This window comes from Micromonospora sp. 4G55, from assembly GCF_016803375.1.
On sequence record NZ_JAEVHN010000185.1, the window covers coordinates 1 to 10,666 of the forward strand.

A 10,666-nucleotide genomic window follows, 5' to 3' on the forward strand; every position below is an offset into this window, starting at 1 on the left:
CGGCCCGGGACACGGCGCTGGCCTGGGCGTTCGCCGCCGCCCGAACGATCGGGGCGGAGCAGCGGGGGACGCGCTTCCCGGCCCTCACCGACCTGCTGCCGCTGCTCGCCGGCGGCTGAGCGGTCAGCGGGCCCGGACGCCCTCCAGCACCGTGTCGACGACCTTCTCGGGCAGGATCAGGTCGTCCAGCTCGGGATGCCAGCGCAGCATCCGCTGGATCAGCATCGGCCCGGTGAGCATCGCCATCGTCACCTCGACATCGAGGTCGGCGCGGAGCTCACCGGTGCGGATCCCGCGCCGCAGCACCTCGCGCATCATCTGCCGACGCGGCTCGATGATGTTCTGGTAGAGCTGGAAGTGGTCCGGGCTGCGGTTCACCTCGGGCACCAGGCAGGGCATGATCTTCGCGGCGCGCGGGTCGATGTTGTGCCCGACCGCGCCGACCAGCAGCACCAGATCGTCGCGGACGGAGTGCCCGGCCGGCTGCGGCAGGATCCCCTTGAGCCGGCGCAGCGCGTCGAGCAGCAGCGCGTCCTTGCCCGGCCAGCGCCGGTAGATGGTGGCCTTGCCGACCCCGGCGCGGCTGGCGATCGCCTCGATCGACAGCGCCTCGATGGTGCTGCCCTCGGCGAGCAGGTCGAGGGTGGCCTCGATGATGGCCTCGTCCGCGCGGACGCTCCGCGGTCGCCCGGGCGACCGCGGAGCATCTGCGGTGGAAGTCATGTCGGACATTATCGCCGAACCTATGCCGTTCCGGCCAGCTCCGGTTCGCCGACCACCGGCGCGGCGGCGGGCGCTTCCGCGGCCCGGCCCGGCATCCACCGCAGCACGATGAGGATGCCGAGGGCGGCCACCACCGCGGACAGCGCCGCCGCCCAGTGCATGGCCGAGACGAACGAGTCGTTGGCCGCCGCGATCAGCTTCGGCGCCGCCGGCCCGAGCTGTCCCGCCGCCGCGTACGCGCCCGAGATGGACTCGTTGGCCGCCTCGCGGGCCGGGGCGGGAAGCCCGTCGACCGCCGAGGCGATGTCCTCCCGGTAGACCGCGGAGAGCACCGAGCCGAGCACGGCCACGCCCAGCGCGCCGGCGATCTGCCGCACCGTGTTGCTGACCGCCGAGCCGACGCCCGCCTTCTCTCGGGGCAGCGCCGACATGATCGACTCGGTGGCCGGCGGCATGATGTTGGCCATCCCGGCGCCCTGGAGGAAGAAGAACACCAGCACGACCCAGATCGGCGTGCTCGCGTCGACGAAGGCGAACGCGCCGAGCGCCAGCACGGTCAGCACCAGCCCGACCACCGCGACCGCCTTGCCGCCGTACCGGCGGACCATGGCGGCGCTGCGCGGCGCGAAGATCAGCTGCGCGCCGGCGAAGGGCAGGAAGAGCAGGCCGGTCTGCAGCGGGCTGTAGCCACGGACCAGCTGGAGGTAGAACGAGCTGAAGAACATGACGCCCATCGCGGCGAAGAAGATCAGGCCGACGATGGCCACCGGCGCGGCGAAACGCGGCACCCGGAACAGCCGGACGTCCAGCGACGGGTGCTCACTGCGCCGCTCGTGGGCGACGAACCAGGCCAGCACCGCCAGGCCGCCGAGGATGGACGCCCAGACCACCGGCCGGTCGAAGCCGTGCTCGCCGCCGTCGATGATGCCGTAGGTCAGCGCGACGAGACCCACGACCGACAGCAGCACGCCGAGCAGATCCACCCGGCCCGGCCGGGGGTCGCGGGACTCCGGCACCAGCAGCGCCACCAGGACCACGCCGGCCACCACCACCGGCACGTTGATCAGGAAGACCGAGCCCCACCAGTAGTGCTCCAGCAGGGCGCCGCCCAGGATCGGGCCGATCGCCACGGCGAGGCCGACCGCGCCGGCCCAGACGCCGATCGCCCGGCCCCGCTCGCGCGGGTCGAAGACGTTGGAGATGATCGACAGGGTCACCGGCATGATCGCCGCGCCGCCGACGCCCATCAGGGCGCGGGCCGCGATCAGCTGGCCGGGATCCTGCGCGTACGCCGACAGCAGCGAGGCCAGGCCGAACAGCACCAGCCCGATCAGCAGGAAGCGGCGGCGACCGAAGCGGTCACCGAGCACGCCGAAGGTGAACAGCAGCCCGGCGAAGACCAGCGTGTAGGAGTTGATCGACCACTCCAGCTCGCCCTGGCTGGCGCCGAGGCCGTGCACCGGGTCGGCGAGGGTGCGCAGTGCGACGTTGAGGATGGTGTTGTCGAGGACGACGACGAGCAGGCTGATCACCAGCACCGCGAGGATCCCCCACCGCCTCGGATGTCCGGTGTTCTCGTGCGGTTCCATGTGTCCGGTTCTCCCCCCGGCGTGCTCGTACCGTGAATTACGATACGAGTCAGACTCGTAACGAGGCTGAGCGTACGGGTCCGGGTTTCGATACGGAACCGGATCGTTTCGTATGTGTCCGGCGTCACTCTCCCTGCGCCAGGTCAGGCGCGGGGCGGGCCTCGCGCTGTCGAGCACGGTTTGCGGCGTCGCGCTGTCGCGCGCCACGTTGCCGCTATCGCAAGTCGCGGCGGGCGAGTTCGGTAGCCCGCAGTAAGGCGGCCCCACCGGCGGCCGGACGTGGTTGCACGCACGCCGCGCCGAATGTCCGGTTCCGGGCCCCGCTCGGTGCGCCCGGACGTCCGGGTTTCGGCCGGCCCACGCCGGGGTGCCCGGTGACCGGGGGCATCCTGGCGGCGGAATGGTGGCCGGGCCGAGGTCGTTACATCACCTGGACGATCGCAGCAGCACCCGCTGGCCTGGCCGCATCACGTGGGCCGCCCGAGGTGCCGGGCGCCGGAATGACGATGGGCCCGGGGTCGTTACATCACCTGGACGATCGCAGCAGCACCGCGCTGGCCTGGCCCGATCACCTCGCCGGCCGGGATGCCGGGCCCCGGAATGATGGCGGGCCGCCGGTCGTTACACCTGGACCCGGCGCCGTGAGCCCACCGCTCGCGAAGCCTGCCGGGCGAAGACTTTCCCCTGGATCCATTGAGCGCCGTCGTGGTGCTTGCGCGTGTCCGGCCCCCCTTGGACCCGCGCCAACCCCCGAAGGAGCCACTCTGATGAACACCACCATTCTGCGTAAGAGCGTTCTGGGTATCGCTGGTCTGGCCTTCGCCGGTGGCGTCTTCGCCGGCCCGGTCACCGAGGCCCACGCCGCCCCGGCCATGGACGCCAAGGCCGTTGCCGTGATGCAGGCCGACAAGCCGGGTGTGGACAAGAGCAAGCTGATCCCGCACGGCGTGCAGGGCAAGCAGTCGCGCATCACGCTGGACAGCGAGCAGACGAAGAACGTGAAGGCGATCATCGCCGCCACGAAGAAGTCGCACCTGGACGAGCGGGCCGCGGTCATCTCGATCGCCACCGCCCTGCAGGAGTCGAAGCTGGAGAACCTGGGCCACCTGGGTGACCGCAACGACCACGACTCGCTGGGCCTGTTCCAGCAGCGCCCGTCGAGCGGTTGGGGCAGCCCGAAGCAGATCACCGACCCCGAGTACGCCACCAAGGCGTTCCTCAAGGGCCTCAAGCAGGTCGACGGCTGGCAGGACATGCCGCTGACCGAGGCCGCCCAGACCGTGCAGGTCTCGGCCTACCCCGACGCCTACGCCCAGTGGGAGCGGCAGGCCGCCGACCTGGTCGCCAAGTACTGGAACAGCTGACCCGTGAACGACACGCTGGCCGGCACCCCCGAGCGGGGTGCGGCCAGCGGCATGTCTAGGGCGACCCACCCGCCCCGCAGGCGGCGACGGCGGCGGCGAAGGTGGTGAGGCGTACCGACGGCGGCGGGAACGGCTCGATCCAACCCGGCGCCGCGCCGAAGAGGCGTACCCGGGGAAAGTCACGCCCGAAGCGGACCAGGCGGTACGCGCGGCCGGTGAGCGGGGTCTGCGACCAGACCAGGACGGTGTGCGGGCGGACCCGCACCACGGTGGCGGCCAGCGCGGCCCACGGCAGCGCGGGCCCCAGCAGCAGGCAGCCCCGGCCCTGCTCGCGCAGCGCGGCGGCGAGGGCGTGCAGCCCGAGGCAGTGCGCCTCCTGTTCGGCCCCGGCGAGCAGCACGCCGTCCGGCGGCAGGGGGCGACCCCGGTCCCGGCGGTAGCCGTCCAGGCCGATCCGGACGCCCTCGGAGAGCGCGTGTTCGATCGCGATCTCGGTGGGGCTGTGCCCCCGCAGTCCGCCGAGCAGCGGTCGGCAGACCCGCTCCCAGACCGGCGCCACGCCGGCGTCGGCGGCGAGGTCCCGCACCAGCGCGGCGATCCGGTTGGCGTCGAGGTCCTCGGCGGCCATCGCGAGCCGCTTGCGGGCGGTCTCGACGGCGTCGGCCGGCATCGGTTCGGTCAGCACCAGACGTACCCCCGGGTGTGCGATCACTACCAGGGGGTTCGCTGGGACGGCGCGGTTCGGATGCGCCGTCGCGGGACGTCATCTGCGGCGGGCGGCCATCCAGCGCAGCGCCAGGGCGGAGACGGTGCCCCACAGCCCACGGCGGAACAGCAGCACGACGAGGACGAAGATGCCGCCGGTCACCAGGCCGATCGCCTCGAATCCGGAAAACGACAGCCAGTCCTCCAGCCGGACCACCAGGGCCGCGCCGAGCACCCCGCCCCACAGCGTGCCGATGCCGCCGAGCACGACGACGATGACCGCCTTGCCGGAGGTGGTCCAGTGCAGCACGTCGAGGGAGACGAACCGGTGCCCGACGGCGAAGAGCCCGCCGCCGAGACCGGCGATGAAGCCGGAGAGCACGAACGCGGTCAGCTTGTAGCGGTGCACCGGGTAGCCGAGCGCCCGCGCCCGGGCCGGGTTGTCGCGGATGCCGACCAGCACCCGACCGAACGGCGAGTGCGTGATCCGCCAGGCGGCGGCCAGGCCGAGCAGCACGATCGGCAGGATCGCGTAGTAGAAGTAGTAGTCGTCGGTCAGGTCGAGGCCGAACAGCGACCGGGGCACGCCCTGCAGGCCGTTCTCGCCCTTGGTGACCGAACGCCACTCGTTGGCCACGTAGTAGACCATCTGCGCGAAGGCCAACGTGACCATGGCGAAGTAGATGCCGGTCCGCTTCACCGCGAGGTAGCCGATGGGCAGCGCGAGCGCCGCCGCACCGAGCGCCCCGGCCAGCACGGCGACCGGGAACGGCAGGCCGGCGTGGATGGCGACCAGGCCGGTGAGATACGCCGAGGTCCCCCAGAACGCCGCGTGCCCGAAGGACATCAGCCCGGTGAAGCCGAGCAGCAGGTCCACCGACACGGCGAAGAGCGCCCAGCAGAGGATGTCCACCGCCACCGCCGGGTAGAGCCCGTTGGGCAGCCAGAGCGCGGCGGCCAGCCCGGCGGCGAGCAGCGCGTACCGGACCCAGCCGGGCGCGCGGGCGACGGCGAGGAGCCCGGACGGCGGGGCCGGCCGGCTCGCCTCGGCCGGGGTGTCGACGGTGCTGGTCATGCCGGTGCCTCCTCACGGCCGAACAGCCCGGCCGGCCGCCAGAGCAGCACGGCGGCCATCACGACGAAGACGATCGTCTGGGACACGATGGGGAACTCGGACAGGTACGCCTCGCCCCACGCCTGCACCAGACCGATGCCGAAGCCGGCGGCGACCGAGCCGAAGATCGAGCCGAGACCGCCGATCACCACCACCGCGAAGACCACGATGATCAGGTCGGCGCCCATCAGCGGGTTCACCGCCCGCATCGGGGCGGCGAGCACGCCGGCGAGCCCGGCCAGGCCGATGCCGAAGCCGAAGACCGGGGTGACCCAGCGCCCGACGTCGATGCCGAACGCCCGGGTCAGCTCCGGCCGCTCGGTCGACGCCCGGACCACCATGCCGATCCGGGTACGGGTGAGCACCCACCACACCGCGACGCAGAGCAGCACCGCGAAGCCGAGGATGAAGACCCGGTAGGTCGGGAAGTCGAAGAGTCCGAAGTCGACCGAGCCGCTGAGCTCGGCCGGGGTGGCGTACGGGCTGGACTGCACGCCGTACCGGGTCTTCACCAGGTCCTGCAGGATCAGCGTCAGGCCGAAGGTGAGCAGGAAGTTGTAGAGCGGGTCGAGCCGGGTGAGCCGGTGGATGACGGCCCGTTCCAGGATCATGCCCACCACGGCGAGCGCCACCGGCATGATCACCAGGGCCGCCCAGAACGGCACGCCCGCCTCGGCCAGCAGCACGTACGCGCCGAAGGCGCCGAGCATGTAGAACGCGCCGTGGGCGAAGTTCACCACCCGGAGCATGCCGAAGATGACCGCGAGCCCGAGGGCGAGCAGGGCGTAGAACGCCCCGCTCACCAACCCGTTGAACGTGTTCTGGAGGAAACCGGTCACAGCTTGCAGTCCGGGGACGGGGCGCGGAACGCCTCGGCGGCGGGGATGGTCTTGAGCACCTTCACGTAGTCCCAGGGCTCGGCGACCTCGGCCTGCGGCTTCACCTGGGCGAGGTACGCGTCGTGGATCACCCGGTGGTCCTCGGCGCGGATCTTGCCGTTGCGCAGGAAGACGTCGTTGACCTCCTTACCCTCCAGCCCCTTGACCACGGTGTCCGCGTCGTCGGTGCCGGCGGCCTGCACGGCCTCCAGGTACTGCATCGCCGCGGAGTAGTTGGCGGCGTGCGCGAAGGACGGCCGGGTGCCGGTCTCCTTCTGGAACCGGTCGGCGAACTCCCGGTTCTGCTGGTCGAAGTTCCAGTACCAGGCGTCGGTGTAGGTGGTGCCGGCCAGCGCGGCCGGGGTGAGCGAGTGGATGTCGGTGATGAACATCAGGCCGACCGCCAGGCCGACGCCCTTGTCCCGCAACTTGAACTCGTTGTACTGCTTGACCACGTTGACCAGCTCGGCGCCGGCCTGCATGGTGCCGAGCACCTGCGGCTTGGGGTTCAGCGTCGGCGCCTTGAGCAGGAAGGTCGAGTAGTCGCCGGTGGTGTTCGGGAACGGCGCGCCGTCCTTGCCGACGACCGTGCCGCCGGCGGCGGTGATGGCGGTGGAGAAGCTCTTCTCCATGTCCTGCCCGAAGGCGTAGTTCGGGTAGAGGATGTACCAGTTCTTGCCGACCTGCTCGGTGGTGGTCTTGCCGGTGCCGTTGGCCAGCATGTAGGTGTCGTACGCGTAGTGGAACGTGTACTTGTTGCAGCTCTTGCCGGTCAGGTCGGTGGTCGCCGCGCCGATGTTGAAGTAGAGCTTCTTCTTCTCCTTCGCCACGTCGGCGACCTTCAGCGCGGCCGACGAGGTCGGCACGTCGAGGATCAGGTCGACGCCCTTGCGGTCGTACATCTCCTGGGCCTTGGCGTTGGCGACGTCCGGCTTGTTCTGGTGGTCGGCGGTCTCCACGGTGATGTCGGTGGTCACCGCCTGGTCGCCGTGCTTGGCCTTGAAGTCGGCGATGGCCATCTCCACGGCCTTGACCGAGTTCTTCCCAGACAGCTCCGAGTAGGCCCCGGACTGGTCGTTGAGCACACCCAGCACGATCTTGTCGCCGGTCAGCTTCTGGTCGCCGCCGGACTGGGGTCCACCGCCGCCGCAACCCGCGGCCAGCACCACCGCCGCCGAGGCGGCGGCCACACCCACGCTCCTACGCATGTCAATCCCCTTCGTACCGCGCGGGCACCGCGCGGGTCAGCCGTCGAAAATTCAGATACCGAGGTACGCCAGCAGCTCGCGCTCCCGCGAGCGCACCTCGGAGTTCGCCATCGCCTCCACGACGCGTCCCTCGGCCAGCAGGTAGTGCCGGTCGGCGACGCCGGTGGCGAAGTGCAGGTTCTGCTCGACCAGCAGCACGGTCACCCCGTGCTTCTTGGCCTCCCGCAGCAGGTCGCCGACCTGCTGCACGAGCAGCGGCGACAGGCCCTCGGTGGGCTCGTCGCAGAGCAGCAGCCGGGCGCCCATCCGCAGCACCCGGGCCAGGGCGAGCATCTGCTGCTCGCCGCCGGAGAGCATGGTCGCCGCCGAGTCGCGCCGGGTGTACAGGGCGGGGAACGCCTCGTACACCCGCTCCAGCGGCCACGGGTCGGGGCCGACCCGCGGCGGCAGCGTCAGGTTCTCGGTGACGCTGAGGGTGGCGTACGCGCCTCGGTCGTCGGGCACCCAGCCGAGGCCGAGCCGCGCCCGCTTGTACGCCGGCAGCCGGCTGATGTCCCGCCCGTCCAGCTCGACGGTGCCGCGCTGGCCGGGGTGCAGCCCCATCACGCAGCGCAGCAGGGTGGACTTGCCGGCGCCGTTGCGCCCGACCAGGGTGACCACCTCGCCGGCGGCGATCTCCAGGCTCACCTCCCGCAGCACCTGCGCCTCGCCGTAGAAGGCGGAGAGGGTGTCAATGCGCAGCATCAGCGGCTCCCAGGTAGGCGGTGATGACCCGCTCGTCGGCGCGGACCTGCTCGTAGGGGCCCTCGACCAGCACCGTGCCGGCCTGCAGCACGGTGACGGTGTCGGCGAGGCGGCCGACGACGCTCATGTTGTGCTCGACCATCACCACGGTCCGGCCGGCCCGGACCCGGGCGATCAGCTCCACCGTGCGGTCGACGTCCTCCAGCCCCATCCCGGCGGTCGGCTCGTCGAGCAGCAGCACCTTCGGGTCCAGGGCGAGGGCGATGGCCAGCTCCAGGGCGCGCTTGCGCCCGTACGCCAGCGCCTCGGCCGGGGCCTCGGCCAGCGCGCCGAGCCCGACCATGTCCAGCAGTTCGTCGGCCCGCTCCCGGTAGCGGCCCATCAGCTTGGCCGACCGCCAGAACCGCCAGCCGAGCCCGCTCGGGCTCTGCAACGCCAGCTCGACGTGCTCGCGGGCGGACAGCTGCGGGAACAGGCTGGTGATCTGGAACGAGCGGGCCACCCCGAGCCGGGCCACCTGCTCCGGGGGCAGGCCGGTGACGTCCCGGCCGTCCAGCTCGATCCGACCCTCGGTCGGCGGCAGGAAGCCGGTGAGCAGGTTGAACAGGGTGGTCTTGCCGGCGCCGTTGGGGCCGACGAGCGCGTGCACGCTCTCCGGGGCGATGTCGAGGTCGACGTGGTCGACCGCACGGAAGCCCCGGAAGTCACGGGTCAGCCCGCGCGCCGACAGGAGCGCTTGCCCGGCCATCGCCTCATCCTCCGCAGGTCACTGGCGACGGCCGGGTCGGTGACCGGGGTCACAGGGCCGTCGCGTGGAGGAAACCTACGGGGAACGGCCGGAGTGCAGCCATGTCGGTCCGCCACACTTTCCGGCCGGTCGGCGCGGGGTCGGTCGACATGAGCGCCGCTCGGGAGCGGCCCGGAGGGGATTGACGGGCGTGAGCGGATGGTCTGGGAAACCGCTCCCATGTGGTCGGGCCACCTGCCCCGGCCGCACGCGCGGACCCGGGGCCGCACCCGGTGCGGCGGTCGAGCTGGGCCAAGGCGTCGGGACGGCCGCCCGGGCCGCCGGGTGTCGACACGGGCGGTGGGAGGACCGCACCGCCCGCCGGTGGCCAGGAGCGGGCGCGGCAACTCCTTACCGAACGGTGACGCCCGGCCCGGGGGCCGATCGACGGGCGCCGGCTCGGCCGTACGTCCCGACGTGACCCGCGCGGCCCGCCCGACCGGGTCGTCCCCACGGAAAGGGATGTGATGAAGGCTTTCAGCAGGCGGACCCGCCGCCGGGATCTGACGATCCTGGTGGCGGTCCTGGCGGTCTCCGCCGTCGCCACCGTGTCGACCACCATCGCGGTCAGTTCCCGCAACCACCACGCGCACGCCGACACGCAGCCGCAGTCGGTTGTCCTGATCACGGACGTCGCGCCGAACGTCCGGGTGCCGCGACCCGCGCCGGGCGCCGCGACCGGGGTGTTCAGGGTCGAGTGCGGGACCAACGGCAACCGGAAGTTCAGCCCGGACAACCCGGTGGCTCAGCCGGGGGTGAAGAACGGCGCCCAGCACGTGCACGACTTCGTCGGCAACCTCTCCGCCAACGCGGACTCCACCGATGAGAGCCTGGCCGCGTCCGGCACCACCTGCCGTAACGGCGACCGGTCCTCGTACTTCTGGCCGGTCGTCCGGATCATCGACGCGCCGGTGCGGGCCGGGGACGCGCCCGCGCCGGAGACCGGGCGGATCGGGTGCCCGACCGTGCGGGACAGGCTGCCGGCCGTGCCGGCCGGCGCGACCGCCGAGGTCGCCCGCGAGTTGGACCTGCTCGACCGGGAGCTCGCCGAGGCCAACCGGCGGCTGGCCGCCTCGGCGGGCCGGGGCGACGCGACGTCGGTGGACAACGCGATCCTCGGGCCGCTGCGGGCCCGGCGCGTCGCCGCCCTCGACAGGATCGCCGTCGCCGTCGCCCGCGGCGGCGGGGACCGTCCGAGCGGGCTGGTCTCGATGGCGGACTGCGAGTTGAGCTTCGACGGCGCGCACGCCGGACACGGTGGCCACGAAACGACCGGCAGCGGCGGCCCCGCCACCACACCGACGCCGGGCGCGGTGACCGGCGGTGCAGCCACGCCGACGGTGGACTGCCCCAGCGTGCGGGACCGGTTGCCCGGGATTCCGACGTCGGCGTTGGACGAGGTGAACCGCAACCTGACCCTGCTGGACACGCAGCTCGCCGAGGCGAACGAACGGCTGGTCACCGCGCCGGGTCAGGGCGGAGCGGCGTTCGTGGACAACGCCATCCTGGCCCCCCTGCGGGCTCGGCGCGTCGCCACCCTCGACCGGATCGCCA

Annotated in this window: 9 protein-coding genes and 1 pseudogene; 2 read left to right on the forward strand and 8 right to left on the reverse strand. The window is 72.1% G+C overall.

From position 1 onward, the window contains the following. Positions 1–123 precede the first annotated feature (123 nt). Positions 124–732, reverse strand: coding sequence for a TetR/AcrR family transcriptional regulator (locus tag JNW89_RS16805; protein ID WP_238449636.1), 609 nt, complete (start codon positions 730–732; stop codon positions 124–126). An 11-nt stretch (positions 733–743) separates the two neighbouring features. Next, positions 744–2,312, reverse strand: coding sequence for an MFS transporter (locus JNW89_RS16810; RefSeq protein WP_238449637.1), 1,569 nt, complete (start codon positions 2,310–2,312; stop codon positions 744–746). Positions 2,313–3,079: 767 nt separating this feature from the next. On the opposite strand from JNW89_RS16810, the gene JNW89_RS16815 reads away from it, so the two are divergent. Further along, positions 3,080–3,676 carry a hypothetical protein gene (locus JNW89_RS16815; protein WP_238449638.1) on the forward strand — a complete coding sequence of 199 codons (597 nt, stop codon included), beginning with the start codon at positions 3,080–3,082 and terminating at the stop codon, positions 3,674–3,676. A 55-nt stretch (positions 3,677–3,731) separates the two neighbouring features. Here the strand turns inward: JNW89_RS16815 and JNW89_RS16820 are convergent, their stop codons facing one another. The 6 genes from JNW89_RS16820 to JNW89_RS16845 form a co-directional block, all read right to left on the reverse strand. Beyond that, positions 3,732–4,361: a transcriptional regulator gene (locus tag JNW89_RS16820; RefSeq protein ID WP_238449639.1), complete on the reverse strand. Its 630-nt coding sequence runs from the start codon at positions 4,359–4,361 to the stop codon at positions 3,732–3,734. A gap of 78 nt (positions 4,362–4,439) precedes the next feature. Next, a complete protein-coding gene (locus tag JNW89_RS16825; RefSeq protein WP_238449640.1) occupies positions 4,440–5,456 on the reverse strand; it encodes a branched-chain amino acid ABC transporter permease in 1,017 nt (338 codons plus the stop codon). Next, positions 5,453–6,334: a branched-chain amino acid ABC transporter permease gene (locus JNW89_RS16830; RefSeq protein ID WP_238449641.1), complete on the reverse strand. Its 882-nt coding sequence runs from the start codon at positions 6,332–6,334 to the stop codon at positions 5,453–5,455. Before JNW89_RS16830 ends, JNW89_RS16825 begins: the two co-directional genes overlap by 4 nt. Beyond that, positions 6,331–7,581 (reverse strand): ABC transporter substrate-binding protein, encoded by a 1,251-nt coding sequence (locus JNW89_RS16835; protein ID WP_238449642.1) that lies wholly within the window; start codon positions 7,579–7,581, stop codon positions 6,331–6,333. The genes JNW89_RS16830 and JNW89_RS16835 overlap by 4 nt, the downstream gene beginning before the upstream one ends. 51 nt (positions 7,582–7,632) lie before the next feature. Next, the gene (locus JNW89_RS16840; RefSeq protein ID WP_238449643.1) at positions 7,633–8,325 is read right to left on the reverse strand and encodes an ABC transporter ATP-binding protein; all 693 of its coding nucleotides are present in this window, start codon (positions 8,323–8,325) and stop codon (positions 7,633–7,635) included. Then, complete coding sequence (locus JNW89_RS16845; RefSeq protein WP_088962787.1) at positions 8,312–9,073, reverse strand: ABC transporter ATP-binding protein; 762 nt, start codon at positions 9,071–9,073, stop codon at positions 8,312–8,314. Before JNW89_RS16845 ends, JNW89_RS16840 begins: the two co-directional genes overlap by 14 nt. Before the next feature lie 506 nt (positions 9,074–9,579). Between JNW89_RS16845 and JNW89_RS16850 the strand changes: the two are divergent. Continuing rightward, positions 9,580–10,666: pseudogene (locus tag JNW89_RS16850) on the forward strand (DUF1996 domain-containing protein); the annotation flags it as partial.